The sequence below is a fragment of the Planococcus sp. ISL-109 genome, assembly GCF_018613655.1.
Classification (GTDB): domain Bacteria; phylum Bacillota; class Bacilli; order Bacillales_A; family Planococcaceae; genus Planococcus.
In genome coordinates, this window is record NZ_JAGGPW010000003.1 from 88,437 (window position 1) to 114,586 (window position 26,150).

The window sequence follows — 26,150 nt, forward strand, 5'->3', positions numbered from 1 at the left end:
TGCCTTGTCAAAATTTTCAGCCTGAAAATAAGCTTTGCTTGTATCATTCACGTTTTGGCGGAATTGTAAACTTTTTCCGTCACTTCAATTGGAATCGCGTCCGGCTGATGCCTTCTTTTGTCTTTTCCACTTCCAGAATCGCCGGGATGGCCGCTTTCAATTCCTGGACGTGCGAAATGACACCGATCATCCGGCCAGAGCGCTGCAAATCAATCAAAGTTTCAATCGCTTTACCGAGCGACTCCTCGTCCAGCGATCCGAACCCTTCATCGATGAACATCGTTTCGATCGAAACATTGCCTTCAAAACTTTGGATAACATCGGCCATGCCAAGCGCCAGGCACAAGGAGGCATTGAATTTCTCTCCGCCCGACATCGTTTTGACGTCGCGCGCTTGTCCCGTATAGGCATCGTAAACGTCCAGCCCGAGCCCGCTTTGCTTCCCGCGCGCTTCCTGCCGGTCGCTTCTCGTCAAATAAAACTGCCCATTCGACAAATGTTTCAGCCGCTCATTGGCCGCTTCTAAAATCTGCTCCAAATACTCGATCTGCAAATAGCGCTCAAAAGACAACTTCAAGTCATTCTGTCCGCGAATCGTGTCATACAGATCAACAAATCGGACAAACTCAGCCTCTGCCGCCGCTTCTTTTGCGGATGCCTCAGAAATTGCATCAAAAAACATTTGGGCTCTTCTTCTGTATTCTTTGCACGCATTCAATTCAGCAAGTGCCTGTTCATAATCGGACTTGAGTACAGCCAGCGACTGTTCAGCGTCCGACATATCGACTTGCTCCCGTCCTTCAAGCAAATTTTCCAGTTCCGCCACTTGGCGCTGTGTCGTATGCCGGTCCTGCTTGTATTGCTCAATTTGCTGTTTCAACTGCTCGTAGCGCGGCGCATCCAGCTTAGCTTGCTGGTAAGCGTCCGGTGAGGCGAAAGCGGATTTTTCCAGCGCTTCGTAGAACCGGCTTTGTGCCTTTTCGCGCTTCGATTCTAGCTCTTCGGCATTTTTTTTTGCATGCTGGAGCGACACACTGGCGGCCGATAGTTGCTGTTCGGCCTTTTGCAAATCGGTTTGTGCTTGTTGCCATGCTGCTTCCAATGTATCCTTTGCTTTTTTTGCTTGTACCGTTTCCATTTGAAGAGCCGATATCTCACGCAGCGATTGCGGAATGGCTGCCAGTTTGCTTTCTAGCACCGCTTTTGCCGTGTCAAAGGCAGAGCGCTTGTCCGCCTCGCTTTGGCGTTTGTCCGCTTGCTGTTTCTCGAGCGCCGATAGCTGCTGTTCGAGCTCACTGAAATGCAGCTTCAGTTGGCGCAAACCTTCTTTATCCGCCTGCAATTGCTGCAGCTCTTCAGACAACACCCGCTGTTCTGACTGTGCCATTTTCAATTGTGCTTCTGCTTGATCTACAGTCACTGACATTTCATCCAATTCCTGTTGTTTTGCTGCCACTTGCTGTTGAACCGCCGCAACTGATGCTTCCACTTTGCGGAACTTTTTCTCGCTTTCCGACAAAGCCTGCTTGGATAGCTCTACTGTCTCCTGCGTCACTGCTTCCTCTTCGCTGCCCAGCTGTTTTGCTGGATGGTCGAGACTGCCGCATACTGGACACGCTTCTCCGTCATGAAGCTTCGAGGCGAGTAAAGACGCCTGATTGGCGAACCAGTCATGTTCAATCGCCTGGTAATTCTTGTGCGCTTTTTCGAACGCGCTTTGATCTGCAGCCAACTGCTCAGCCAACTGTCCATGCTGTTGGTCCAAGCGAAGATAATCCGTTAAAACGCGCAGTTTTCCCGTTAAGTGAGTTTGCCGATCCCGCTTGCCGTCAAAATGCTCCAGCTTTTCTTCCAACTGCTGGATCGCCGTTTTCGCTTGCGCTGCCTGCTCACTGGCCGCCGCCGCTTGTTTATCTATTTGTTGCTGCACATTTTTCGCAGCAACTGCCGCTTGCTCCAACTGCTTGACCGTTTGACGCTGCTGCTCGAGTGCCCGCACGCCTGCTTCTAAATCGCGCAGGCGGATGAGCGCCTCTTGCGCCTCTTGCCGCTGTTCGTGGCGGCTTTCTTCTGCGGTTGCCGCTTGTTGCGCCTGTTTCCTTACGTGCTGCGCATGCTGTTCAGCTGTTTCGGCCGTTGCCAGCTCTTGGCGTTTTACCTGTTCATTGGCCGCAAGTTCCAGAAACTGCTCTTCTAGCCCGGTGATCATGCTCGCCTGATCGGCCGCCGCGACTTGCGTTTCCCATTCTTTGACCGACGGGCTCTTGTACTCGAGTTCCTGCAAACGCCGCTGTTTCGATTCCAACTCGGTAAAGCGTTCATTCCAGCCTTTCGCTTCGTGGTACTCAGCTAGCTTTTTATTATGGAAATCATATAACTGTTGATAGCTATTGTGCAGGCGAACACTTTCAGTATCGTAGTAGCGGACTTCCGCTTCAAGCCCTTCAAGCAACTGGCTGCGCTGAAAGTCGCTTTGCGCGAGCACATCCGCGAGTAGCGATGGACGCTGTGGCAGGGAAGCCGATATTGCCTGCACTTGTTCTTTATAACGGAGCTGAACCGCTTTAAATGATTCCTGGGCTTCGTCTTTTTTCTGCTTCAGCCGCTCGGCCACTAGACGGTATGGTTCCGTGCGGAAAATTTTCCGTAAAATCGCTTCCTTGTTGTCGGTTTCCGAAGTGAGCAATTTCCGGAATTCCCCTTGCGGCAGCATAACGATCTGGTTGAACTGGGAAAACGTCAATCCGAGAATCTCCTCGATGCGGCGATTGAGTTCCGAGACGATTTGCCGCTCGACGCATGGCTTTTCGCCCTCGTCCGTCACTTCGAAAAACTCATAGCGTTCCCCCGTTGCGCTTTTATTGCCTTGTTTCACGTGGCTCATCTGGCGTAAAATGCGGTATGTCGTGCCGTGCACTTCAAAAATCAATTCAGCTGCGGTATGGACAGCATCTTTGGCGAAATCACTGCGCAAACTTCTCGCTTCACTGCGGTCCGACCCGCTCGCAGAGCCGTAGAGCGCAAAACAAATGCCGTCGAAAATGCTCGTCTTGCCGGATCCGGTGCTGCCGGAAATGACAAATAGCCGATTGCCTTCAAGGTCTTCAAAATTAATTTCTTCACTGTCCCGGTACGGCCCGAATGCGGTCAGTGTCAGCTTGATCGGTTTCATGGCTTCACCTCTTCCCGTTCAGAATCCGCCTGCAGGAATTCCTGCAGTACATCCCCGAATAGCTCCGCTGTTTCCTCGGTTGGCTTGTCGCCTTTCACTTCTTCGTAGAATGCATGGAACAATTGCATCGGGTCCATTTTACGGCGTAAGCCAAGCGTCGACTCCCCCGCTTCTTTCACAAAAGTCTTGCGCTGCACGTGCATCGCATTCGGATAAACCGAACGCACTTTTTCCATCGGATACAACACCGGCGCCTCATCGAGCAACGTGACAAAAACATAATCCTCACTTTTCGAGTGCTGCATGACTTCTGCAATCGTCCCTTCGACCGAACGCATGTCGCGCTTCGCCTGGAACAGCCGCTTTTCCACGGTAACTGATCCATCCGCCGCCAAATTGACTACGTTGAAACCTTTCTGGTGATGCTCTTCTGAAATCGAATATTTCAAGGGCGATCCCGAATAACGGATCGTCTCATTCAACACGTAATGGGCTTTATGCAAATGGCCGAGCGCCGTGTAATGAAACGGCTTGAAATGCTGTGCGCTGACATGTTCCGCACCGCCGATTGCAAGCGGCCGTTCGGAATCGCTCGTATTGTCTTCTTGTTCTCCGCGCGGCGTTACAAATGCATGGCCGACGAAGATGTGGCGTGCCGATGGATCCATGTTAGCTGAAATTCGGCCGGTGATCGCTCTCATCGCATCGTCATGCGTTCTGATTTCCGGATCCTCGAATACATGGCGCACCATCGATGGATCGGTATACGGCACCAAATGGAAATGTACTTCCCCTGCTACATCTTCCAAAACAACTGGTTCAGACGCAGCACGGATCGGACCCGTGATATGGAGGCCGTTACTCTTCAGCGCCCGGCTCCCGAAATCAAGCCGCCCGGGGCTATCGTGGTTGCCTGCCACGGCAATGACCGGCACGTTCATATCCAAAACGATTTTCGCGAGCGTATCATCAAGCAAACGCACCGCTTCTGTCGGCGGTACGGCACGGTCATATAAATCACCCGCAATAACGAGCACATCCGGACGCTCCAATTCGATTGTTTTTATCAATTGATCCAGCACAAATCGCTGGTCTTCCGTCATATGGACGCCCTGCACCAGTTTCCCTAGATGCCAGTCGGCGGTATGGATGAATTTCATCGAAAGAACCCCTTTCTTCATGTACAAAAGAATATACGTTCGTTCCATTATACACGATTCATTTCACTTGTTTCATTACCCTGTTTGGCATATAATGAGAACAAACGTTCTTATACAAGGAGGGTTATGATGAAAGTACAGCTATTAAAAGCGTTCAAATACCAACAAATGATCGAAATGATGTATATGGCAAACGATGGCACCATCAGCAAACGCCGTGTCAAAATCCTGAAAGTCAGCGGCGACTCGTTCCAGGCCTATTGCTTTTTGCGCCGTGAAAAGCGCCACTTCAAAATCAGCCACGTGCTTTCACTCATGCCACTCCAAACGAAACAACGCCAAATCGTCTGAAGGCACTCTCCCTGTTTGAATTTTCTCTTTATGCTAAACTAAGAAGAAATGGAAAATGGAGGGTGAGAAGAATGAGATTAACCGTTTATCTTGCAGGAGAAATTCACAGCACTTGGCGCGAAGAAATCAAAAAGAAATCCTTGGCACTCAACTTGCCGATCGATTTTGTCGGCCCGATGGAAGACCATGACCGCTCCGATAATATCGGCGAGGAAATCCTCGGCGAACAGCCGAACGCTATCTTTAAAGACGCCGCCGCATCAAGCTTCAATAATTTACGCACGAGCGTGCTGATGGAAAAAGCGGACCTGACCATCGCCTTATTCGGCGAACAGTATAAGCAATGGAACACGGCGATGGACGCAAGCACTGCCTTATCATCTGGCAAGCCGCTCATCGTGATCCGCCCGGAAAAACTGCACCACCCGTTAAAAGAACTGTCCCAAAAAGCGAACGCCACCGTCGAAACATGCGACCAGGCGATCAAAGCGCTAACTTATATTTTCGAATAAAAAAAGTGCAGCGGCTCCGGCCGTTGCACTTTTTGTTTTGATGTATATGGGTGCTAGTTTGAGCTTGAATGAACAAATGTGAAGATGTTCATTTTCTCATCACCCGAATATTCGCCGCCTCGCTCTGGGTCAGCGCGAGAGGCTTTGATATTTCTTTGACAGAGGCGAGTGAAACATGTTTTCTACTATATAATTCGTCCACTTTGGTTATGTCGCTTAGTTGGTGAAGCAAATTCTGAGAAAATAATATTTTAGTTTACCAGAACCTGAAAAAAAGAATAATACTTTTGAACTTTTTACTGATTCACATATCTATTAAGATGCTGATTTGAAAAAATGCCAAATTTTATTACCACTGTAGACTTAGAGATGAAGTGGAAATCGGCGACTCCGGGAGGATTAGCGAGACAATTGAGACCCTGCAGGAGCGCCAGCGACGAAGCGGCTCAATGCGAGCCCTCCGGAAAGCGTCCGATTGGAGCGCAATCTCCACCTACACAAAAATTTACTATACCTTCTCCATTCCTTTACATAATTCATCTCACAAAGGCCGCCGAGAAATTTCTCGGCGGCCTTTGTGATTTACGCGTATTCCATTATCGGTACCATGCACCCACTACCGGGTAATCGTATGGCTCGTTGTTCAAAGCTTTGATGATCGCGATGATCGGTACGATAATACCGATAGCGCCGAACAACAGCAACAGCGGGAACCCGATCAGCACGACGGTCAGCAAGCTGGAAACGAAAATCAGCGCGCCCATGACCAATTGGAACAGTAATGCTTGAATCGACAGCTTCTTCACTTCCTGGTCAGCCGCAAGGATAAAGACAATAACCGGGACAATGAACGGAGCGAAAAACGCACTGGCGTGGACGAGTACTTTCATTCCTGTATTCTCCATAATAATAACCTCCAGTCAAATTGCTTTCTTATCCTTATATACGGTTGGCCATCAAAAAAGTTTCAACTTTTATTCCGAAACACGCAGAACGACTTTGCCGAATTGTTTGCCGTCCGCCAAATAATCGAAAGCGGACTGTGCCTGCCCCAACTCGAACACCCGATCCACGACAGGATGCGTTTCATACTGTTCGATATGTTTGATCATATCGCGCAATTCCTCGCGGCTGCCCATCGTCGAACCGAACAGCTGATATTGTCCATAGAAAAAGCTGCGCAAATTGAAATCGACGTTATCGGATGTCGTCGCACCGAAAATGACGATGCGTCCACCTTTTTTCAACACATCCAGCGAGCGGTTGAACGTTGCGCCGCCGACACTGTCGATGACCAAGTCAATCTTCTGGCCTTCCAATTCTTTCACCCAATCGCTATCGGTCGGAATCGCGATATCGGCACCGATTTCCAGTGCACGCTTGCGTTTTCCTTCGTTTCTTGACGTGACGATGACCGTCGCACCGACATTTTTCGCAAATTGGATAAGGAATGTTGCAACCCCGCTTCCGGCACCCGGAATGAACAAGGTATCGCCTTGTTTCAATTGCCCTTTCGTGAACAACGCACGGTAGCCGGTCAATGCCGGCAGTGCGAGGCCGCCCGCTTCTTCCCACGTCAGATGTGCCGGCTTTTTCTCCAGTTGCTCTGCAGAAATGGCGATTTTTTCAGCAAAAGTTCCATGGTCCGGCAGTCCGAGAATATCGAATCCTGCTGGCGGTGCGTCACTGTTCGTTTCCCAGCGGAGCCCCGGATTGATGATCACTTCATCGCCGACTGCAAAGCCCGTGACTTCTTCACCGAGCGACTCGACGACACCGGCTGCATCCGAGCCGATGATCAATGCTTCCGGATTATCGCCATAGCGCTTCAAGAGGCCGAGGTCCCGGCGGTTGATGCCGGCATCGCGGATCTTTACAACCACTTCGCCTTTTTGCGCTTCGGGTTCTGGCATATCTTTCGATTTGTATTGTCCTGCTTCCATAACAAATGCTTTCAAACTGCGTCACCCTTCCTGAAAATGTTGGCTGAACTGTTCTAATTGTTGTTTGCTGATGATGTCTTGCGAAAACAGCGGAATATACAACAACTGCTGCTTCGGAAATGTTTCTTTGATCATGTCCATATACTTTGTTTCGTGCTTTTTGCGTTCCTGGAAAAACGCGCCTTCCACTTCTTCGGGAAGCACTTTATTGATGATCAAAGTTTTGACGTGCAGATGGTATTTATCGAGAAGCTCCAATGCTTTTTTCGTCTCCAGAATCGGCAGGCGCTCCGGGTTCAATACAAAAATAAAACCGGTTTGTTTCTCGTCCAATAAAATATCGCGCGCTTTCGAGAAGCGCTCCTGGCGTTCGCGCAGCACATCGTAGATCGGGTCTTCCCGAGGTTCCCCGTCATTCAACAGCGCCGTGTAGTTTTCGTTCGTCTTGCGGCGCTTTTCGAGTAAGCCTTCGATCCAGACGCCCATCAGTTCCGGCAAAGACAGCAGGCGAATGGTGTGCCCTGTCGGCGCCGTGTCGAACACGAGCTTATCGAAATGCTGGCGTTCTTCGAGGATGATGTGGATCAGTTTGTCGAAAAGCGCCGCTTCGTCGGCTCCAGGTGATGCTTTTGCGGTATCGAGCTGGCGGTTCACTTCTTCCATCATGCTCGTGTGGACTGTGCCGCGAATATTTTCTTTGACTCCCTTGATGTAGTTTTCCGTTTCAATTTCGGGATCGATTTCAAGCGCGTATAAATTGTCAGCGATTTCTTTCGTTCGGCCGCCGATGTTCTCGTTGAAGATGTCCCCGACATTATGTGCCGGGTCTGTTGAGATCAACAACGTCCTAAATCCTGATTTCGCAGCTTGCCATGCGATGGCTGCTGCGGATGTGGATTTACCGACACCGCCTTTACCTCCCACGAAAATGATGCTTTTGGATAACACGTCCATTAGGTTCCCTCGTTTCTTCAAAATTTAACAGCAACGAATTCCAGACAGCGGTGATTTTTCCATGCCCATGCGCAAATGCCAGTCATGGAATTCTTCGATCATGTACGGGTAAAGCTCGAGCGTGTAGTAATAGACCGGATTCGGGATGCCGAGCATTTCCGAATACAGCATCAACAAGAACAAATCGTCTTCACTACGAAGTTCCCGGGCGATTTCCGTTCGGTGCGGGTGTTCAAGCACAGCCTCATACCAGTTGATTAGTTTTTTCAGCTTGTCACTTATCGGCATAACAGCACCTCTTCCTGAAAAAAGTACAAGGGATCAAATGAATATGATCCCTTGGCATTTCTTCCTATGATAATGAACAGTCCTTTGGATGAACGCGCAATAATGGCGTACGCCTTTGTTGCTATTATTTCAAATCTTCGTCTGAAAATCCAGGATTTGATTTGCTCATGAGCGCCTGTGTTGCAGTCAATATGATCCAAATCGTGAAGACGAAGATGATGGCACCGAAAACAAAGAGCAAAGTGTTCGGCTGATCATTGTACCAAGCCCACTGCAGGAACACTTGCTGGAACATTGCCCACAGCGTCATGAACATCAAGAACACCATCGGAATAATGGTGATCATGTAATTTCGACCAAGCTTCCGGAGCCAGATTGAAACCAATAGTAAACTTATTCCGGCAAGCAGCTGGTTCGCTGTACCGAATAGCGGCCATAATAAGTAACCGCCTGAACCGAATCCGTTCGGCCCTTCCGGCAAAATGACGAGCGCCATGCTGGAAAGAACCGCGATGCTTGTTGCAACGTGTTTTTTCTCAAGCTGTGGCACGTTGTATTCGACACCTAACTCTGAAATGATGTAACGCATTAGTCGTACGGACGTATCCAAAGTTGTGGCTGCGAACGAAACGACGATGATCGATACGATTGTCGATGCGACAGATCCCGGAATCATTAATCCGGACGCAAGCATTGTTGCCCCTTCGATAAAGTTGCCGAGACCTCCACTGCTTGCTTCTGCAAAGCTGCTGTAAGATGCGCTAAATGCTTCGCGGTTCGGGAATAGTGTAATAACTGCGATGATCGATATGAGTGCAAGCACCCCTTCACCAACAGCCCCAAGGTAACCGACAAAACGCGCATCGGTTTCTTTATCAAGCTGTTTTGAAGATGTTCCTGAAGAAACGAGTCCATGGAAACCGGAAATCGCGCCACAGGCAATGGTAATAAAGAGCAACGGGAACCAAGAAACGTCTGCACCCGGGTTAGTTGCCGGTGCTGTAATCTCCGGGTTTGTGAACAAAAGCCCAAGATACAAAATTGCCAGACCAACAATCAATTGGTGAGAGTTAATAAAATCACGCGGCTGGAGAAGTTTCCAAACCGGTAAAGTGGAGGCAATGTAAACGTAGACCATCAACACGACAATCCAGATAAAGAACGCACTGGAAATTGCGCCAAGCCCGAACAAACCGGCTCCTTCTGCTCCGCCCATATAGCGGACCAGGTCAATTTGCAGGAATTCCACTTGGCTGGAGACAATTGCCGTTCCGTACATGATTGCAAGCGCTATCAAAGAAGGGATGAGCATTTTCATGTTGCGCTTGTATGCAGCATAGCCGATCCAAAGGGCGAGTGGAATCTGGATAAAGACCGGGATGACACTTGCCGGATACGAAATGAACAAGTTTGCGATAACCCATGCGAATACCGCATTGACCATCAGAACCAAGATCAAGATGATAAATAAGAACAAAATCTTTCCGCGCTGGCCGATGAGTCGATGCGCAAGCGTTCCGACAGATTGGCCTTTGTTGCGGACCGACAGAGCAAGCGTTCCGAAGTCATGGACACCTGCTGCAAAGACGGTACCGAAAACGACCCACAATACAGCCGGCAGCCAGCCCCAATAAACGGCAATAGCTGGCCCGAGAATCGGTGCAGCCCCTGCAACCGATGTAAAGTGATGTCCCCAAAGGACGAATTTATTGGTCGGCACAAAGTCGACGCCGTCCTTAAAACGGTGTGCTGGTGTGACGTAATTCGGGTCGAGCTTAAAGATTTTTTCTGATACAAACTTGGAATAAAACCGGTATCCGAGAACGAATATAAATAGTCCCATAGCAGCTAAAACAATTGCATTCACATTTCCCAACTCCCTTATCTATTTTTCGAAATTTCTGCATTGCTTGTTTAAGCATAGAGTAGGAATTTAATATTGTAAATGTTCTGTTTTTTATTTCTCCATATTTCTATTTGCCTCATATAGTTTCAATTTCGTGTAAACTGTCTCCAACACCGGTACAAAGACATTTGTCTCGTGCGCTTTCTCTATCAGATGGCCTTGCAAATGATCCGCTTCAATTCCTTGGTCCTTCTCCATATCGCGCTGCATCGATGATTTCATGCTTGCGTCCATGCTATTCACTTTATCGAGCTGGATGCTTGCGATGCCGTGTTTAATCGGCGCATCAATTGCCGTCATTACCGCTTCCAGTTCCTCGAGCAGTGATTTGATGGCAGCTTGGCCAGACGGCAGTTCGCGAATCGGGCCGATCGGTGATTCCATGAGCGATGTGATGCCCGACATCGCAGTGATGAACATATATTTATGCCACATGTCCTGATCGATATTTTCACTCAAGACAAACTCTGCTTTCGTATCGTCAAAATGTGATTTCAGTTTGTCGATGCGCGCTGTCCGCTCACCGCTGCGTTCCCCGTAAACTAGTTGATGGATCGGGCTCGTCTGGACAATCGAACCGTCCTCGCCGATTGTCGTTTCGATAAAGCATAAGCCTCCGATAACCGCATCTTCACCGAATGCCGACACGAGTTTATCGACATGCGCAATGCCATTCAATAACGGCAAGATCATCGTCTGTTCGCCGACAAACGGCCGGATATCTTCAATAGCTTGTTCGAGATGATATGCTTTCGTCGATAAGAGGACGGCGTCGAACGGTTCAGCTTGCATCGATTTCGTCAAAAGAGCCGGCTGGAGATGCAGATTTCCGTGTTGGCTATTGACGCGCAAGCCTTGTTGTTCAATATTTTTTTTGCGCCCTTCTCTAACTAAAAATGTAATGTCTTCCCCTTTTTCCAGCAATCGTGCACCGAAATAACCTCCGATTCCGCCAGCTCCCACCATTAACATTCTCATTGTGCCACATCCTTTTCAATTTGTTTATAAACCCAGCGCTCAACATCTTTTGTCCGTTCGCATCTTCCGTCCGCACGCAAATATTCAAGATGCGCCAGAGTTTCTCCAACGGCAAAACGCATTTCATGGACTGTCAGCGGCCGGTCGAATAGGCGCTTGCGCACTTCAAAAATCGTCAGCGGCTGCTCCAGCATCTGCCAAGTCGCCTCCAAACGCTCTTCGTGGTGGGCAAGCAATTCGTCGATTCGGCGGTTCGCCCCTTGAAACGGAAAGCCGTGGGATGGAATGACCCAATGCACATCCAGTTTGCGGACTTTTCTCAAGGAATTCATATATGTAAGAAGCGGATTCGGATCTCCGTGGAACCAATACGAGATATTCGGTGTGATGCGCGGCAAAATGTGATCGGCCGACAACAGCACATTTTTCTCCCGTTGGTAAAAGCACACCATGCCATCTGAATGGCCCGGAACAACTAACACTTCATAGTCAAAGCGCCCGATCCGGACCATTTCTCCTTCCTCGAAATAATGATTCACTTCCGGCAGCGGAAAAATGAGCGGCTGAAAAGCTTGCGTATTGTCGACCATTTCCTGCGCAGCTGCTTCTGGAATTCCGGCTGCTTCATAATAGCCGGGCAAATCCTTAATAAACTCATCATCCCACGATTTTACACCCGCTTTTGTATCGGTTTCGCTCATAGAGACATGTGCTCCGGTTTTCTTTTGCAGGCTGCCGGCATAGCCGAAATGATCCGGATGATAATGCGTCAGCAAAATCTGCGTAACGTTCTTATCGCCGATTTCGCGCTCCCACAACTCTCTCGAAACGTCATTGTTAAGGCCCGCATCGATGATCGTCCAACCGTCATCACCTTCCGCAAGAAAGCAATTGACGTGATTCAAGCGAAACGGCAGTGGATGCCTAACAAGTTTCAATCCTAATTCTTCCAGAACCGATTGGGCTTGTGCTTGCAGCGCATCGGTCATGGTTTGAGCACCAGCTTGCCGATCGTTTTCCTACCTTGCAGCAATTCGTGCACATCAGCCGCTTGTTCGAGTGGATACGTGCCACCGATTGTCAATTTCAACTGGCCGCTATTCATGTATTCGAGCAACTCCTGAAAACTCCTTTGGAACAATTCCGGCTTGCGCATAATTTGCGGCAGGAAAAAGCCGATGACCGACTGGTTGCGCTTCATCAATTGCCCCGGTGCGAATGTGGCTTGCTCCCCGCTTGCCGCCCCGAAAATGACCAAGCGGCCAAACGGCGCCAAGGTTTTCAATGTGTCGTTAAACACCGTACCTCCGACCATTTCCAGTGCGACATCGACGCCTTTGCCTTCCGTGATTTCTTTAATGCGCTCTACCCAGCCGTCTTCGCTATAATTCACCAAATGGGTCGCCCCCATCTTCTCAGCATGGAACAGCTTTTCTTCCGTACTTGCCGTCGCGATAATTTTTCCGGCCCCAAAAATTTTCGCGAGCTGTACCGCGATTGTCCCAACGCCGCCTGCAGCCGCGTGGATTAACACCGTTTCGCCTGGTTCCAGGCGGCCCATCGTTTTGAGGATGTGATATGCGCTCAACCCTTGCAAAGGCAAAGCGACTGCTTCTTCAAAACTGACACCTTCTGGTACCGGCGTTAAAATCTGCTCGGGAATTGCCGCATATTCTGCGTAGCCCGAGGATTCGATCAACGCCACGACACGGTCGCCTTTTTCAAAACGAGTAACACCAGATCCTGTTTCGACAACCACACCGGCCACTTCTGATCCCGGTATATAAGGCAATTGGGTCGGCACGACATATTTCCCTTCGCGCCTTGCTGTGTCCGCGTAATTGACACCAACCGTCTTCACCTCGACCAGCACTTCTCCGCTCTTCGGTCTTGGCCGCTCTGCATCTGTATAATGAAGCACTTCCGGACCGCCGTATTGTTCAAATTTCACTACTTTCATTTCTTTTCCCCCTCAGCTAATGTGCTGTCCTGCCTTGTAGACCGTTTCCGCTAAGCGCCGTTTTGCCGCAATGGTGCCGCCGCGCTGCAGGCGGCTGAGTTCAGCTGTCACCGCTGCTGTAAAGTGTGCAAGTTGTTCCGCTTCTTCGGTTCCTTGAATTATTTTTCGCGCCAGCATTTCGACTTCCAATAACGAATCGTCGATGAGTACTTGCGTCATTTCCACTTTATGCGCCGCCGCTTGCCCGCTTTCTTGCGCCTGGTGAGTCCGGGCGACTGCCGATTCAGCTGCATACAACGTAATCGCTATGTCCGCCAGCTTCAATAGCGTCTCCTGCTCATTTCCGATGTCAGCACCATGAGCTTTCGCGGCGAGCCCGAGGCAGCTTAGGAAGACGCGCCGCATTGCTTGCACCGCTTCCGTCTCGCGGGCAAGCGTCCCTATATACGGAATTTCCGGTGTCTGCATTTCCGCAAAGGATTGTTTGGACGCAGCTTCAAGATCGAATGTCCCTTTCGCTGCCGCTTTCAATAAATTGCCCGGAATGAGCAAACGGTTCACTTCGTTGGTGCCTTCGAATATGCGGTTGATGCGCGAGTCGCGGTACACTTGCTCGATTTTGTATTCCTTGATATAGCCGTAGCCGCCGAACAACTGCAAGCTCTCATCTGCTACAAAATCCAAAGTCTCCGATCCGTACACTTTGCAGATTGCGCATTCTGTCGCGTATTCCATCATCCATTTCGCGATCAATGCGTGGTCCTGTGAATCGTATAAGCCGCCGAGTGCTTCTTCTAAATAGCCGGCTGTCCGGTATTGCAGCGATTCCAAAGCGAAAATGCGCAGCGCCATCGACGCCACTTTTTCTTTCGTAGCCGCAAACTCTGAAATGGCGCGGTTGAACTGGCGGCGCTCCTGCGTGTAGCCGAGCGCCAGCGACAAACTGAATTTCGCAGCACCCATGCAGGCAGAGCCTAAATTAAAGCGTCCGAGATTCAAGACATTCAGCGCAACAATATGGCCTTTTCCAATCTCACCAAGTACATTTTCCACCGGCACTTCGCAGTCTTCGAAAATAACAGGACGCGTCGACGATCCTTTGATGCCCATTTTCTTCTCTTCCGGACCGAGCGACAGCCCGGAATGTTTTTTTTCGACGATAAACGCCGTGAATGCTTTACCGCCGACTTTGGCGTATGTAATGAATGTATCTGAAAAAGCGGCATTGGTAATATACATTTTCATGCCGTTCAAAACGTAATGTGTGCCGCTTTCATTCAAGACAGCCGTCGTTTGGGCGGCCAAGGCATCCGACCCCGCTCCCGGTTCGGTCAGGCAATACGCCCCGATAAACTCTCCGCTTGCGAGCTTCGGCAAGTAATATTCCTTTTGTGCCGGCGTGCCAAAATAAGTAATCGGCAAAGTCGCGATGCACGTATGGTTCGAATGGGCGACTCCGTATCCCCCGGCCGGCCCGAGCGCTTCCCCGACCAGTCCTTTGCTGATTTTGTCGAGCCCAAGCCCGCCGTATGCTTCCGGAATGCTGTGTGCGAGCAGTCCTATCTCGCCTGCCTTGTGGAAGAGCTCCGTGACGAATTCGAAATCTTGGTTCTCCAGGCGCTCGTTATGCGGACGCACTTCTTTTTCCAAAAACTGTTTTGCCGTTTTGGCGATCATTTTATGTTCATCGCTAAACTGCTCAGGTGTGAAGATCGGCCCTGCGCCTTTCACGAGAAAGTCCGCGCCCCGATATACATTCGCTTCTGCTTTCATTTTCTCGCACTCCTTTAATAGTCCATGTGTATGCTAGATTCAATCCTTGCCGATGCTTATTACATCGCGTGCATGCCGCCGTCGACCATCACCACGTCGCCCGTAACATAGTCCGAGGCTTTCGCTGCCAAAAATAGCGCAGCGCCTTTCAAGTCTTCGTCTGTTCCGAAGCGTTTCAGCGGCGTTCTCGCAAGCAAGCCTTCCTGGCCATGCTCTATGACGGCTTTCGACATTTTGGTCAGGAAGAACCCTGGCGCGATGGCGTTGACATTGATATTGTGATGTCCCCATTTCGCAGCCAAATCTTTTGTAAAGGTAATGACCGCCCCTTTGCTCGTGTTATAGCCGATAGCATCCATTAGCTTTGGATCTATGCCGCCAAGCCCTGCGACTGAGGCGATATTGATGATCTTGCCGCTGTTTTGCGGAATCATCACTTCTCCGACAGCTTGGCTCATAAGAAATGTGCCGGTGACATTGACCGCCATCACTTTCTCCCACGCTTCGAGCGGCATTTCCGATACCGTCGCTCCCCACGAAGCACCCGAATTGTTGACGAGAATATCGATCGTTCCGAACGCTTCGACTGTCTTCTCGACGACATTTTTGACGTCTTGCGGATTGGTGACGTCACACGCGAGCGCCAAAGTTTTAACGCCTTTTGCTTCCAACTGTTCCGCGACTTCCTGGCACGCTTCCACTTTCCGTGAACACAGCACCACATTGGCGCCAGCTTCTGCAAACCCTTCGGCGATTTGTGCACCGAGTCCTCTGCCACCCCCGGTGATGATCGCCGTCTTGCCTTTCAAGTTGAACAATTCCATTACATGCATTATTTTTCCCCCTCCATCTCCATACCAACTAGTCGGTATGTTCAGAATACTTAAACTTTATGTTATCGCTTTCATTTGGAATATGCAATACAGCGCCACGCAAAAAACCGAGCCCCTTTGAAAGAGCCCGGCTGTGTTCCACAAGTTATTGCTAGCTACCTCCAGCCAGCAGTGATGCCAACCGTGCAAGATCAATGTTGCCTCCGGAAATCACCGCAACAATCTTTTGTTCTGGCGCGCCTACCTTTCCAGCCATGACGGCTGCCGCCGCCACAGCACCAGACGGTTCCACCAACTGCTTAGACCGCACGGCTAAATCGCGCATTGCCTGTGCGATTTCATGTTCTTCTACCGTCACCAGACCGTCCAGCAGCTGCCGGACAATCGGAAAGGTCAGATCGCCCGGCTGTGAAGTGCGCAAGCCATCCGCGATCGTTTCCGTCGGGCCGATTGCCGTTATTTTTCCGTTTTCCAAAGACAGCTCGGTATCATTTGCCAGCGACGGCTCTGCACCGATGACCAACACGTCCGGACGCTTCGCCTTGACCGCTGTTAAGATTCCTGCGATTAAACCTCCGCCGCCAACCGGCACGACAATAATCTCCACGTCGGGCACTTGCTCGAGAATTTCCAAACCGACCGTTCCTTGTCCGGCGATGACATCTTCATGGTCGTAAGGGGGAATGTAAACGCCGCTTTGTTCATCTGCCAATAACTGCGCTCTTGGAATTCGTTCCGCTGATGTCGTGCCGCAGTATTCCACTTGTCCACCGTAAGCTTCGATTGCCGCCACTTTCGCCGGACTCGCATCCGTCGGGACAACGATGACCGACTTTATGCCGAGCTTGGACGCAATGTAAGCGACCGCTTGTCCATGATTGCCAGAAGAGGCGGCCGTCACCAACTTCGCCCCATGTTCTACAGCGTTGGTCACGGCATTTGTTGCTCCCCGAATTTTAAATGAGCCGGTTTTCTGCAAATGCTCCGCTTTGAAATGAACGTTCCGCCCCCACGCTTCCTGAAGCGAACGCGACCGAAGAATCGGCGTCTCATGAATCACACCTTGAATCACGGTTCTCGCCTGCTCGATATTTTCCAGCTTGACCATAGCCTCACTCCTTTTTTGTAAATCCTAACATAACACCAAAGTAAACTGTCTAGTCTCCATACTTGGGCGAAATGCGGTAAACTGGGAACACTGATTCAATATAAAGGAGGAGACGATATGCTCAAACGCTTAGTCGTCACCGGTTATAAACCACACGAACTTGGCATTTCCGATGACAAGCATGACGGCGTGCGCTTTATCAAAAAAGCGCTTGAAAATCGCATTCGCGTGCTCGTCGACGAAGGGCTCGAATGGGTCATCCTGAGCGGACAGCTCGGCGTCGAAACATGGGCCGCGGAAGTGGTGATTGATTTGCAGGAAGAGTTTCCGCAATTGCATTTCGCCATACTTACGCCCTTCGAGGATCAGGAGAAGAACTGGAACGAAACAAAACAGGAGAAATATGAGTTCCTGCTATCCCAAGCCGACTTTCACCGCAGCTTGACGAGCAAACCGTACGAAGCACCGTGGCAGTTTATCGAGAAGAACAAATTCTTCCTGCGCAATTCCGACGGCATCCTGCTCGTCTATGACGAAGAAACCGAAGGCTCGCCGAAATTCATCAAACAGGAAGCGGAGCGCTACGCCGAAAAAAAGGAATACGAGATCCTCATCATCTCCGGTGACGACCTCCGCATCATCGCGGAAGAAGAACAGCAAAACGATTGGACCGACTGGTAAACCGAAGCTGCCCTGAACAAATCGTTCGGGGCAGCTTTTAATTAGTTCATTTATATGGATAGCAAGCTTTGAAAGAGCTATGAGTACTATAGAGAGTTGGTCAAATAGTGTCGGCTTCAGTTCATTTTTCAGGATTAGTGACTTTACTTATTTATATGAGCAAACTGTTATAGATTGTTGGAACTTTTTTGCGTGGTGTGAATCCGCTTATCTTGTCGTCTGAAATGGTTTCGCAAGCTCGCTTTGGGTTGGCCTCTTAGCTGGTGTCATGAATACTGGAAATAGTTGGAACATCTATTGCCTCACTTTTTGATTTGAGAGGATGACAAAATTGCTTTCCACTATAAATCTAAAGATGAAGCGAAAACGGCCGACTCCTAGGGGACTGCGCGGGACTGACGAGACAAATGTGGCGCGAACTTTGCGGCACATTGGCTCGACGCCCCCCCCCCCCCGGAAAGCGGCCGTTGGAGCGCAATCTCCACTATTCAATCCCACCAAACCCCAAACACCCGTCATCTTGTTATTGATATTACCTTTATTTACTCCCCCTAAAGCAACATCCAGATTCTAACAATCAGTATATGAGTATAAAACTCCACACTTGCTTTAGCTTGGCATTTGACTATTCCTCCATCATCCTATAGCCTTAATAGCTATGTTAAAAAAACATCTATAGGAGGAACCATGAACAAAGCAGCTAAAGTCTTTTATATCGCATTCGCACTTGTCATTCTGACTGTCGGCTTCGGCGTCTTCGCCCCACAAGTCTTTGAACAAACTACCAGTTCGATCCGCACATATATCAACACCGCATTCGGCTGGTATTATTTAATGATCATGGCACTTCTTCTGATCCTCGTCATCGTCATCATTGTTAGCCCCTACGGAAAAATCCGGCTTGGGCGTGACTCGGACCGCCCGGAATTCTCCACCTTTACATGGATTTCCATGCTCTTCTCAGCCGGCATGGGCATCGGGCTCGTCTTCTACGGAGCTTCTGAGCCGCTGTCGCATTTCGCCATTCAGCCCGCAACAGCAGAAGTCGGAACCGATGAAGCATTTAAAGAAGCTTTGCAGCGAACCTATTACCACTGGGGCATCCACATCTGGGCCATGTACGGCATGGTCGCGCTATCGCTTGCGTTCTTCCAATTCCGCAAAGGGCAACCGGCTCTGATTTCGACTACACTGAAGCCGTTATTCGGCGACCGCATGGACGGTCCGCTTGGCACATTGGTTGACGTTTTAGCAGTTTTCGCGACGGTTTTCGGTGTCGCCACCTCACTCGGCTTCGGGGCTGCACAGATTAATGGCGGGCTCGCCTATCTGTTCGGCGTGCCGCAAGAAAATTGGGTGCAAATGGTCATCATCGGCGTCGTTACGCTATTATTCATCATCTCGGCTTGGTCGGGATTAAACAAAGGCATCAAATATTTGTCGAATACAAACATGGTGCTGGCCATTACTTTACTTGTTATGGTGCTCGTTCTCGGCCCGACGATTTTGATTTTGAATCTCTTCACTGAAACATTCGGAGCTTATATCCAAAACTTGATCGGCTTGAGTTTCCAGTCCGCTCCACTTGATGCGGAAAACCGCAGCTGGCTAGACGGCTGGACGATTTTCTACTGGGCATGGTGGATTTCTTGGGCACCATTCGTCAGCATGTTCATCGCGCGTGTTTCCAAAGGCCGGACAATCCGCGAGTTCTTGATCGGCGTCGTCTTGGCCCCGACTATTTTTATCTCACTTTGGTTCGGCGCATTCGGGACAACGGCTATCGATATCCAAAAAAGCGGCATCGATTTAACAGCATTCCCGACTGAACAAATTTTATTTGCAACATATAGCAATTTGCCCCTCGGCATGATCATGTCGATTATTGCAATCTTACTCGTCAGCACGTTCTTCATCACTTCTGCAGACTCCGCGACATTTGTTCTCGGCATGCTGTCGACAAAAGGATCCCTGCTTCCGAGTAACCAGATTAAAATTTTATGGGGAATTGCCCAGTCGCTGGTCGCTGCGATTTTGCTTTCTCTCGGCGGGTTGGCAGCTGTACAAAACACCGTCATCATTGCGGCTTTGCCGTTTTCATTCGTCATGATTTTGATGGTCATCGCACTTTTCAAAGCGCTGAATAAAGAGCATCAATTGATGCAGCGCAAAAAATAAAGAGAACTTCAATCAAACTTTTACGGCCCGTCAATCTCCCACTTAGAGAAGCGGGAGATTGACGGGCCAATAAAGCAGGATAATTCTCGGCCCGCCGTAACTTAACGGCGGGCTTTTTCTATGTGCATATTGAAGTGCTGAAAGGGTATAGGTTAAGTAATGACTTTTTGGAGGTGCTTGAATTGGAAGAAGAAACAAAGCAAATCATCCAGGATTCGCTGGATGCATTATATGAAAACAAGAAATTCTTACCCGATTTGACTGATGGGGTGCGTAAGCAAGCGTTTAACTCGTTAAGCGCTATTATCTCCACGCCGAACAATATCCACAAATCGTTCTTGCGAATTCCGCGGGAAGACGGCACAATCGAACGGATGCCTGCCTACCGCGTCCAACATAATGACAGCTTAGGGCCTTATAAAGGCGGAATCCGCTTTTACGAGGGAGTCAACGAAGAAGAAGTTGTGAATCTGGCCTTTTTGATGACTTTGAAAAATGCCTTGCACCAAGTGCCATTTGGCGGAGGCAAAGGCGGAATCGTCATTAACCCGCGCAATTACAGTGAAAAGGAACTGAATGTCGTCTCCCGCAAATATGTACGTTATTTTGCGGACGTCCTCGGCCCCGACAAAGATATTCCGGCACCGGACATGGGGTCGGGTGAGCGCGAAATGGATTGGATGATGGCGGAATACAAAAAAATTCACCACGGCCAAGCCTACTTAGGAAGCTTCACCGGGAAAAGCGTCGTAAACGGTGGATCGCTCGGCCGCCGTGAAGCGACCGGAAAAGGGGTTTACTTCACATTCCGCTATCTAATTCATGATTACGCCTTGGCACATAAACAAGAGCTCGAACAGACCGGGAATCCTTTCGCCCAAACTGCACTAGCGCATGCCGAACGTCCGCTTAAGATGGCGGTTCAAGGGTTCGGGAACGTCGGCTCTGTGGCTGCGCTTGAAGCGGTTCGATGCCAGTCATTGAACAATCAAGTCATTGCCGTCAGCGACCGCAATGTCACGCTCTACAATGAAAAAGGATTGGATATTCCAAGCCTCGTCGCCTTTACCGCGACCAACCGGGGCGATTTGCCAACAGATCAAGAACAGCTCATGCAGGCTGGCGTAACGGCTGAAATTAGCGGACGCGATGAATTATTGACTTTGCCTGTTGATGTGCTCATCTTGGCAGCACTTGAAGACCAGATCCACAAAGGCAATATGCAAGACATTCAAGCCAAAATCATCGTAGAAGGTGCCAACGCACCAACGACGCGCGACGCGGACGCCTACTTAAGCGATAAAGGCGTCATCATCATTCCGGATATTTTAGCGAATGCCGGCGGTGTCATCGTCTCTTATCTCGAATGGTTGCAAGGGCGCGAGACCCAGTATCATGAAGAGACGGAAGTGTTCCGCTTACTGTTGGAAAAAATGCAGGAAACGATGGATACAATTCTCCCGCAATATTTCGGGGATCCATATCCGCTGCGTGAAAATTGCTTTATCCATGCCGTTCAACGCTTATCTACTGTGCTGCATAAACAAGGCAAGCTCTATTAAAAAAAGACAGTCCGCTCAAGCCAGCGGGCTGTCTTTTTTGTTTTCTGTTGTGCGCTTTTCGTGCGAATAACGATACGCGGACCGCCGGAACTGCAAGATCGGATCGTCCGAACAGGCAATTCCCGCTGTCATAACGGTCGGATCGTAAAGCGCTTGCTGCGCCTTGTCGTCTTCCGCTTCGATTTGCAATCGCCCGAGATAGACGCGCTCACGCTCTTTTGGCCATTCGCGCGTCGGATCGTCCGTCGGGTCATCCGGTTCCCCGAGAATGGCATAAAGATTGAAATGCACCGGTCCATCTGCGATGCGTTCAGCTAATTCATGTTCGTAATAACCGAACGGAACATCTTTCATGTCCTTCAAAGACAATTTTCCGTCTCCGGCATCCGGTTCAAAGACGTATTTGACTGCACGCCTCGCGCTGCCTTTCTCAAAATAAAATGCATGGATAGAGTGGTACACCCCGGTCGCAAAGCTTTCCGGGACAGTCATTTTCCGCACGCTCGCAAACATGGCCCGGACTTCCGGAAAGTCCGTCAGCAGCTCCGCCAACTCGCCTAATTTTGGGCGGCCTTTCTGAAACGACCTGGACACTTCGAGCATTTCCAAAAATCGCTCCGGTGAACGTGTGAAAAACACGGGAGACGTAACCGATACGATATTCGTTACTTGTTCCGGACCGAGCGTAAACTGGACCGCCATGCCTTTGACCGGCGACATCGCATCCGTCCAGGTCGGGTCCGGTGAAAAATGCGAAAAGCGCACGAACACAGGCACCGTTCCTTGTTGGAAATGAGCGGCATCCGTCAGCCTGGCCGCTTGTCCGCTGCCTTGAAAGGTTCCTTTGTAGCCGGCCCCTCTTGCATGTGCCCGGCGGTATCCTTTATGTTCACCGAAAACTTGTTCTATTTGATCGATTGCCCGTTGTGCCTTTTTGTTTGCTTCCATGCCATCCCCTCCTTATTGTTTCATACCCTCTATGCATACAATCGAAAAGAACGGGAATACCCTTTAATAGAGTTATTAACAAAAAGGAGGAAGTTGGAATGGATTTTCAACACCAAGACAACCGCATCACCTTGCTCGACGGTCCAGAAGAACTCGGCTTTGTCAGCTATCAAGAAAATGGGGATGTGTTGACCATTGACCATACCGAAGTCGCACCGAAACTTAGCGGACAGGGCATGGGCAAGCAACTGGTCGGCAAATTGGTCGAACATGCACGCAATGACGGAAAATCACTGGATCCCCAATGTCCGTATGCGAAAACAGTAATCGAACGGACCGAAGAATACCAAGACGTCTTAGCAAAATAACGTAACGCGCTCATGCGGCGCATAGTTGGAACCAAAAAAAAAAACGGCAGCCTAGTTGGCTGTCGTTTTTTCTTATCGGAAATCTCCGTCTGCTACATTATAAAGATAGCTCCAGTTATCCGCTTTATGCAGATCGTGGAAAGTGAGGCGATCGCCTGTGCCAAGCGTCACTTCTTCGCCGATGATTGCGACGACCATTGCTGTTCCAGCGTTATCGAGGTTCAGATAGACATCGCCGATTGAAGGGCGAATCGCGCTCTTATCCCGCAGGTCTTCTGCGAGCTGTGCGTCCCGCTGCTTTTGGTCTCCCGATACTTTGGATTTGTCGAAATATGCGATGTCATTGCTGCCTTTTTCATCACCGGGCACCATAACAAAGAATTCTCTCGATTTGACCGTGTTCTGTCTCGTCGTGATGACATTCTTGCCTTCGACTGATTCGATTTTCTCGAACTCATTAAGGGAATAATGATCCATGTAATCCGGATCCGGCTTAGCGATCAGGATATAACCGCCCTCTTCTGCATGAACATCCTCACGCAATGTGTAGCGCTCTCCGAAGAACAGGAACGAATCCATATGCTTCGGTTTGTAGAGTGTCACTTCCTCTGCGCGGCTCGCTACTTGCTCCATGTCTTTGATGCGGAACATCAGAACCGATTTCTTGGCGAGCGGTTTTACGGAATAAACTTTATGCAATTCGTTTTCATAATAGACGAATTGACCTTTTCGAACTTGAAGTAATTTCATTCTTTCCCCTCCGATACTATCAGTGCTATGGACTATTTTAGAGCAAAAGATAACGGAAGTCCATGCAAGTAAACGATTTATCTGCTATTGTGAAAATATCCTAACATTGCGTTAAAGGAGTGAACGCTATGGAATACGAAAGCCGCGAAGATTTCATCATCAAAAAGTATCAGCAAGACGAAGAAACCATGGTTCGGCTATTCGTCCAGTGGTGCGTCAACCACAAGCTCGACCCGTTGGCGATTTACATGGCCGCTTATCCCGCGCAGCAGCCGAACGAGCTGTTGAAAACGGCTCTCGAAGAAACCGAAGCGTTCGAACATGACATCAGCGGAGACATCCTGCTTGAAGTGCTCCAATCATTCGGCAACGATGATTTGGCGTTTGAAGTGGCCAAAGAAATGGAAAAGCTGCCCCGCACGGACACAGAGTGATAACTTAGCGCCGTCCTTTGCGCGCCAATTCTTTCGCTTTGTTCTCGATATGGGTCGTCCGCAAATTCTCCATGCGATTCGAAGCGACACGGCTATAAATGCCATCGAACTTCGATGCCGTTTTTAATTCTTTGCTTTCTTCATCCACGACATCTTCCGGTTCGGAAGGTGTTCGCTCTTCCAATTCTGGTGTTTCTTGCGTCTCTTTTTCCATCACATTTCACTCCCTTCGGTAAACGTTTCCTTTTTTCAACCGTTCCCTTGAATGGCTATGGGTAAACGTAGCAGGGCAGATGCCCTCTTGAATGCGCTAGAAACAAAAAGGACGGAACGGCCAATTTGGCCGTTCCGTCCTTTTTGCATTGATTATGCATTATACAAATGCGCGATCCTGCTGGCGCAGTTTGTCCAAATACTTCGCCAGTTCAAGCATGCCGTACGTTCCGCTCGCTGCTTCCGCATCTGCATTATAATTGGTATTGGTGTTGACGTCATAAGTGAACAACTCGCCTTGAGCGTTTTGGATAAATTCGATTCCGGCCACTTCAATGCCGTTTTCTTCAAGAAAGCGTTCGTATTTGGCAATGATCGGATCATCGAACCCTTCGACAATTTGGAATTTCGGCCGCGTTTCCGATGCGCCGTCCGCTGGGCAAAAGACGTCTTCTAGGCGGCATGCATCCGCCGGGCATAGCTCAAAGCCTTCCGACGTATCGACGCGCACCGCGTACAAAAACTTGCCGCCGACGAATTCACAGCGGGTGATGAACGCTTCATCAGCTTGAATGTATTGCTGAAGCAAAGTGATGCCGTCGACAGAAGCATCGAACTCTTCCCCTTCGACATATTCCCGGAGCGCTTCGATCGAATGGAACAGCCGGACGCCGAGTCCTTTTCCTGCTCGGTTATGCTTGGTGATGAACGACTCTCCCTCGAACGCTGTCGCCGCTGCGAGGAGCTGCTCTTTTCCGTTGACGGCGATCGTTTTCGGCGTCCGGATACCAACTGCATCGAGCGCCATGTATTGGTTCACTTTGCTCACTTCAAGACGCAATGCCTGGCTGCCATTGACGACGCGCCGGCCGTTTCGTTCGAGCCAAGCAATTTTCGCTTCCGCCATTTCCGGTGCAAAGCGATGACCTCTAGTATGCGAAGAAGCACTCATTCGATTATAGAAAACTCCTTTCGGCGGCTCACTCGTCAAATCGATCGATCCTGTATCCGTAAACCAATCTTCATAAGGCACCCTGAGCTCTTCTAAGCGCCGGAATAAATGCACAGTCCATTCTTCGTTTTCATGAATTACGTAAACTTTTTCTGTCATCAAAATTCCTCCCCCACATACTAACCATTGAATACATAGAGCATACCTCAAGCCATTAATCCCTACAAGCCTTATAGACTTTAAAGAAAATGACGGCCATAAAAAAAGTACCGGACCACTCCGGTGCTTTCTTCAGGAAGTGAAAGTGGATGGCATAAGAACAGCAATCACTTCGCCGTTTGCGACTTTGATGTCCTCAGCAAACACTTCAACTATCACTTTGTATTTTTTCGGATGGATTTCTTCAACTTTGCCGATCGCCTTCAAGGTTTTTCCGTGCGGCGTCGGCTTCAGAAAGTCGACATGCAACGAACCCGTCACAAAGCGCGGCGGTTCTTCTCCACTGCCAAGTTCGTGGCCGTTTTTTCGGTGCAGGAACAGTGATGCCGACCCAGTACCATGGCAGTCGACAAGTGATGCCAACAAGCCGCCATAGACAAATCCGGGAATTGCGGTATGTTCTTTTCTCGGTTCGTACAAGGTGACTGTGTCATCGCCGTTCCAGCCGGTCCGGAGGTGAAGCCCGTCCGCGTTTAACCTTCCACACCCGTAGCACCATGCAAAATCTTTTGCGTACTCGTCTTGGATTGCGTGCTCAATCGTTTCGGTCAATTGATCTCACTCCTTCGTCAGTCGTCTCTTCTACATTCCACATCGTTCGCCGGAAGCCTGCTTGCTTCATTAAATTTTACGGTTTCGACTGAAAAACAATAGAAAAAGCACGATCCCAAAAACTCGGATCATGCTTTCCCTTTTCCATCCTCCGGTTGTTCCTTGGAGGATTTTCGCACGCGGAAAATTCTATTCAATTCTTCTACAAACGTACATGTTGGCGAATCAAACTCCCGCCTATGCAGTTTAGTGGCGCTGGCTGTCTTTGGATTTCTCACATATACTTCACAGTGATCAATAAACTTTGCAGCCAGGCGTTCAGTTGCACTTCCACAAAAAACCTAACCGTTACTGT

At 49.5% G+C, this 26,150-nt stretch carries 25 protein-coding genes; 7 read left to right on the forward strand and 18 right to left on the reverse strand.

The genetic code is table 11. The features are described 5' to 3' along the window. Nucleotides 1-79: 79 nt before the first annotated feature. Nucleotides 80-3,172: an AAA family ATPase gene (locus J7E21_RS01140; protein ID WP_215103955.1), complete on the reverse strand. Its 3,093-nt coding sequence runs from the start codon at nucleotides 3,170-3,172 to the stop codon at nucleotides 80-82. Next, nucleotides 3,169-4,332 carry an exonuclease SbcCD subunit D gene (locus tag J7E21_RS01145; protein WP_215103956.1) on the reverse strand — a complete coding sequence of 388 codons (1,164 nt, stop codon included), beginning with the start codon at nucleotides 4,330-4,332 and terminating at the stop codon, nucleotides 3,169-3,171. The genes J7E21_RS01140 and J7E21_RS01145 overlap by 4 nt, the downstream gene beginning before the upstream one ends. Nucleotides 4,333-4,461: 129 nt before the next feature. Between J7E21_RS01145 and J7E21_RS01150 the strand changes: the two genes are divergently transcribed. Together J7E21_RS01150 and J7E21_RS01155 are read left to right on the forward strand one after the other, a co-directional pair. After that, nucleotides 4,462-4,683 carry a transcriptional regulator gene (locus J7E21_RS01150; protein WP_215103958.1) on the forward strand — a complete coding sequence of 74 codons (222 nt, stop codon included), beginning with the start codon at nucleotides 4,462-4,464 and terminating at the stop codon, nucleotides 4,681-4,683. 71 nt (nucleotides 4,684-4,754) lie between these two features. Next, nucleotides 4,755-5,195 carry a YtoQ family protein gene (locus tag J7E21_RS01155; RefSeq protein ID WP_215103960.1) on the forward strand — a complete coding sequence of 147 codons (441 nt, stop codon included), beginning with the start codon at nucleotides 4,755-4,757 and terminating at the stop codon, nucleotides 5,193-5,195. A 596-nt stretch (nucleotides 5,196-5,791) separates the two neighbouring features. Here the strand turns inward: J7E21_RS01155 and J7E21_RS01160 are convergent. The 11 genes from J7E21_RS01160 to J7E21_RS01210 all read right to left on the reverse strand — a co-directional run bounded on the left by J7E21_RS01160 (nucleotide 5,792) and on the right by J7E21_RS01210 (nucleotide 16,938). Then, the gene (locus J7E21_RS01160) at nucleotides 5,792-6,100 is read right to left on the reverse strand and encodes a magnetosome magnetite crystal formation protein family (protein WP_215103962.1); all 309 of its coding nucleotides are present in this window, start codon (nucleotides 6,098-6,100) and stop codon (nucleotides 5,792-5,794) included. A gap of 69 nt (nucleotides 6,101-6,169) precedes the next feature. Continuing rightward, nucleotides 6,170-7,153, reverse strand: coding sequence for a zinc-binding dehydrogenase (locus J7E21_RS01165; RefSeq protein ID WP_215103964.1), 984 nt, complete (start codon nucleotides 7,151-7,153; stop codon nucleotides 6,170-6,172). 6 nt (nucleotides 7,154-7,159) lie between these two features. Further along, nucleotides 7,160-8,092 carry an ArsA family ATPase gene (locus tag J7E21_RS01170; RefSeq protein ID WP_215103966.1) on the reverse strand — a complete coding sequence of 311 codons (933 nt, stop codon included), beginning with the start codon at nucleotides 8,090-8,092 and terminating at the stop codon, nucleotides 7,160-7,162. Nucleotides 8,093-8,116: 24 nt separating this feature from the next. Then, nucleotides 8,117-8,380, reverse strand: coding sequence for a cory-CC-star protein (locus J7E21_RS01175; protein WP_215103968.1), 264 nt, complete (start codon nucleotides 8,378-8,380; stop codon nucleotides 8,117-8,119). Nucleotides 8,381-8,504: 124 nt separating this feature from the next. Next, nucleotides 8,505-10,247, reverse strand: a complete 1,743-nt coding sequence (locus J7E21_RS01180; protein ID WP_215103970.1) for a carbon starvation CstA family protein — start codon at nucleotides 10,245-10,247, stop codon at nucleotides 8,505-8,507. 90 nt (nucleotides 10,248-10,337) lie between these two features. Further along, nucleotides 10,338-11,264 carry a ketopantoate reductase family protein gene (locus J7E21_RS01185; protein ID WP_215103972.1) on the reverse strand — a complete coding sequence of 309 codons (927 nt, stop codon included), beginning with the start codon at nucleotides 11,262-11,264 and terminating at the stop codon, nucleotides 10,338-10,340. Continuing rightward, nucleotides 11,261-12,253 carry an MBL fold metallo-hydrolase gene (locus J7E21_RS01190; protein ID WP_215103974.1) on the reverse strand — a complete coding sequence of 331 codons (993 nt, stop codon included), beginning with the start codon at nucleotides 12,251-12,253 and terminating at the stop codon, nucleotides 11,261-11,263. Before J7E21_RS01190 ends, J7E21_RS01185 begins: the two co-directional genes overlap by 4 nt. Beyond that, nucleotides 12,250-13,224, reverse strand: coding sequence for a quinone oxidoreductase family protein (locus J7E21_RS01195; protein ID WP_215103976.1), 975 nt, complete (start codon nucleotides 13,222-13,224; stop codon nucleotides 12,250-12,252). The genes J7E21_RS01190 and J7E21_RS01195 overlap by 4 nt, the downstream gene beginning before the upstream one ends. A gap of 12 nt (nucleotides 13,225-13,236) precedes the next feature. Then, nucleotides 13,237-14,997 (reverse strand): acyl-CoA dehydrogenase family protein, encoded by a 1,761-nt coding sequence (locus J7E21_RS01200; RefSeq protein ID WP_215103978.1) that lies wholly within the window; start codon nucleotides 14,995-14,997, stop codon nucleotides 13,237-13,239. Between the two features lie 59 nt (nucleotides 14,998-15,056). After that, entirely contained in the window at nucleotides 15,057-15,830 is a 774-nt protein-coding gene (locus tag J7E21_RS01205; protein WP_215103980.1) for an SDR family oxidoreductase, read from the reverse strand. A gap of 151 nt (nucleotides 15,831-15,981) precedes the next feature. Further along, nucleotides 15,982-16,938, reverse strand: a complete 957-nt coding sequence (locus J7E21_RS01210; protein ID WP_215103982.1) for a threonine ammonia-lyase — start codon at nucleotides 16,936-16,938, stop codon at nucleotides 15,982-15,984. A gap of 117 nt (nucleotides 16,939-17,055) precedes the next feature. Here J7E21_RS01210 and J7E21_RS01215 point away from each other — a divergent pair, with 117 nt between their 5' ends. The 3 genes from J7E21_RS01215 to J7E21_RS01225 all read left to right on the forward strand — a co-directional run bounded on the left by J7E21_RS01215 (nucleotide 17,056) and on the right by J7E21_RS01225 (nucleotide 21,359). Continuing rightward, complete coding sequence (locus J7E21_RS01215) at nucleotides 17,056-17,619, forward strand: SLOG family protein (protein ID WP_215103984.1); 564 nt, start codon at nucleotides 17,056-17,058, stop codon at nucleotides 17,617-17,619. A 687-nt stretch (nucleotides 17,620-18,306) separates the two neighbouring features. Then, on the forward strand, nucleotides 18,307-19,797 hold the full coding sequence (locus J7E21_RS01220; RefSeq protein WP_215103986.1) for a glycine betaine uptake BCCT transporter: 1,491 nt from the start codon (nucleotides 18,307-18,309) through the stop codon (nucleotides 19,795-19,797). Nucleotides 19,798-19,979: 182 nt separating this feature from the next. Further along, nucleotides 19,980-21,359, forward strand: coding sequence for a Glu/Leu/Phe/Val family dehydrogenase (locus J7E21_RS01225; RefSeq protein WP_215103988.1), 1,380 nt, complete (start codon nucleotides 19,980-19,982; stop codon nucleotides 21,357-21,359). Between the two features lie 15 nt (nucleotides 21,360-21,374). On the opposite strand, the gene J7E21_RS01230 is transcribed toward J7E21_RS01225, so the two are convergent. Continuing rightward, nucleotides 21,375-22,307: a catalase family peroxidase gene (locus J7E21_RS01230; protein ID WP_215103990.1), complete on the reverse strand. Its 933-nt coding sequence runs from the start codon at nucleotides 22,305-22,307 to the stop codon at nucleotides 21,375-21,377. 98 nt (nucleotides 22,308-22,405) lie between these two features. Between J7E21_RS01230 and J7E21_RS01235 the strand changes: the two genes are divergently transcribed. After that, nucleotides 22,406-22,675, forward strand: coding sequence for a GNAT family N-acetyltransferase (locus J7E21_RS01235; protein ID WP_215103992.1), 270 nt, complete (start codon nucleotides 22,406-22,408; stop codon nucleotides 22,673-22,675). A gap of 72 nt (nucleotides 22,676-22,747) precedes the next feature. Here the strand turns inward: J7E21_RS01235 and J7E21_RS01240 are convergent, their stop codons facing one another. Further along, complete coding sequence (locus J7E21_RS01240) at nucleotides 22,748-23,425, reverse strand: hypothetical protein (RefSeq protein ID WP_215103994.1); 678 nt, start codon at nucleotides 23,423-23,425, stop codon at nucleotides 22,748-22,750. 128 nt (nucleotides 23,426-23,553) lie between these two features. Here J7E21_RS01240 and J7E21_RS01245 point away from each other — a divergent pair, with 128 nt between their 5' ends. Then, nucleotides 23,554-23,859, forward strand: a complete 306-nt coding sequence (locus J7E21_RS01245; protein WP_215103996.1) for an SAM domain-containing protein — start codon at nucleotides 23,554-23,556, stop codon at nucleotides 23,857-23,859. 4 nt (nucleotides 23,860-23,863) lie between these two features. Here J7E21_RS01245 and J7E21_RS01250 read toward each other — a convergent pair whose 3' ends face one another. From J7E21_RS01250 to J7E21_RS01260, 3 genes are all read right to left on the reverse strand, one after another. Next, nucleotides 23,864-24,073, reverse strand: a complete 210-nt coding sequence (locus J7E21_RS01250) for a hypothetical protein (protein ID WP_215103998.1) — start codon at nucleotides 24,071-24,073, stop codon at nucleotides 23,864-23,866. Between the two features lie 159 nt (nucleotides 24,074-24,232). Next, entirely contained in the window at nucleotides 24,233-25,183 is a 951-nt protein-coding gene (locus tag J7E21_RS01255) for an ATP-grasp domain-containing protein (RefSeq protein ID WP_215104000.1), read from the reverse strand. Between the two features lie 132 nt (nucleotides 25,184-25,315). Next, nucleotides 25,316-25,795 carry a PaaI family thioesterase gene (locus J7E21_RS01260; RefSeq protein ID WP_215104003.1) on the reverse strand — a complete coding sequence of 160 codons (480 nt, stop codon included), beginning with the start codon at nucleotides 25,793-25,795 and terminating at the stop codon, nucleotides 25,316-25,318. Between the last annotated feature and the right edge of the window lie 355 nt (nucleotides 25,796-26,150).

Excerpts from the sequence above, each read along its gene's own strand:
- J7E21_RS01140 (WP_215103955.1), bottom strand. The coding sequence starts at position 3,172 with ATGAAACCGATCAAGCTGACACTGACCGCATTCGGGCCGTACCGGGAC.
- J7E21_RS01145 (WP_215103956.1), bottom strand. The coding sequence starts at position 4,332 with ATGAAATTCATCCATACCGCCGACTGGCATCTAGGGAAACTGGTGCAG.
- J7E21_RS01150 (WP_215103958.1), top strand. The coding sequence starts at position 4,462 with ATGAAAGTACAGCTATTAAAAGCGTTCAAATACCAACAAATGATCGAA.
- J7E21_RS01155 (WP_215103960.1), top strand. The coding sequence starts at position 4,755 with ATGAGATTAACCGTTTATCTTGCAGGAGAAATTCACAGCACTTGGCGC.
- J7E21_RS01160 (WP_215103962.1), bottom strand. The coding sequence starts at position 6,100 with ATGGAGAATACAGGAATGAAAGTACTCGTCCACGCCAGTGCGTTTTTC.
- J7E21_RS01170 (WP_215103966.1), bottom strand. The coding sequence starts at position 8,092 with ATGGACGTGTTATCCAAAAGCATCATTTTCGTGGGAGGTAAAGGCGGT.
- J7E21_RS01175 (WP_215103968.1), bottom strand. The coding sequence starts at position 8,380 with ATGCCGATAAGTGACAAGCTGAAAAAACTAATCAACTGGTATGAGGCT.
- J7E21_RS01185 (WP_215103972.1), bottom strand. The coding sequence starts at position 11,264 with ATGAGAATGTTAATGGTGGGAGCTGGCGGAATCGGAGGTTATTTCGGT.
- J7E21_RS01190 (WP_215103974.1), bottom strand. The coding sequence starts at position 12,253 with ATGACCGATGCGCTGCAAGCACAAGCCCAATCGGTTCTGGAAGAATTA.
- J7E21_RS01195 (WP_215103976.1), bottom strand. The coding sequence starts at position 13,224 with ATGAAAGTAGTGAAATTTGAACAATACGGCGGTCCGGAAGTGCTTCAT.
- J7E21_RS01200 (WP_215103978.1), bottom strand. The coding sequence starts at position 14,997 with ATGAAAGCAGAAGCGAATGTATATCGGGGCGCGGACTTTCTCGTGAAA.
- J7E21_RS01205 (WP_215103980.1), bottom strand. The coding sequence starts at position 15,830 with ATGCATGTAATGGAATTGTTCAACTTGAAAGGCAAGACGGCGATCATC.
- J7E21_RS01210 (WP_215103982.1), bottom strand. The coding sequence starts at position 16,938 with ATGGTCAAGCTGGAAAATATCGAGCAGGCGAGAACCGTGATTCAAGGT.
- J7E21_RS01215 (WP_215103984.1), top strand. The coding sequence starts at position 17,056 with ATGCTCAAACGCTTAGTCGTCACCGGTTATAAACCACACGAACTTGGC.
- J7E21_RS01220 (WP_215103986.1), top strand. The coding sequence starts at position 18,307 with ATGAACAAAGCAGCTAAAGTCTTTTATATCGCATTCGCACTTGTCATT.
- J7E21_RS01230 (WP_215103990.1), bottom strand. The coding sequence starts at position 22,307 with ATGGAAGCAAACAAAAAGGCACAACGGGCAATCGATCAAATAGAACAA.
- J7E21_RS01235 (WP_215103992.1), top strand. The coding sequence starts at position 22,406 with ATGGATTTTCAACACCAAGACAACCGCATCACCTTGCTCGACGGTCCA.
- J7E21_RS01240 (WP_215103994.1), bottom strand. The coding sequence starts at position 23,425 with ATGAAATTACTTCAAGTTCGAAAAGGTCAATTCGTCTATTATGAAAAC.
- J7E21_RS01245 (WP_215103996.1), top strand. The coding sequence starts at position 23,554 with ATGGAATACGAAAGCCGCGAAGATTTCATCATCAAAAAGTATCAGCAA.
- J7E21_RS01250 (WP_215103998.1), bottom strand. The coding sequence starts at position 24,073 with ATGGAAAAAGAGACGCAAGAAACACCAGAATTGGAAGAGCGAACACCT.
- J7E21_RS01255 (WP_215104000.1), bottom strand. The coding sequence starts at position 25,183 with ATGACAGAAAAAGTTTACGTAATTCATGAAAACGAAGAATGGACTGTG.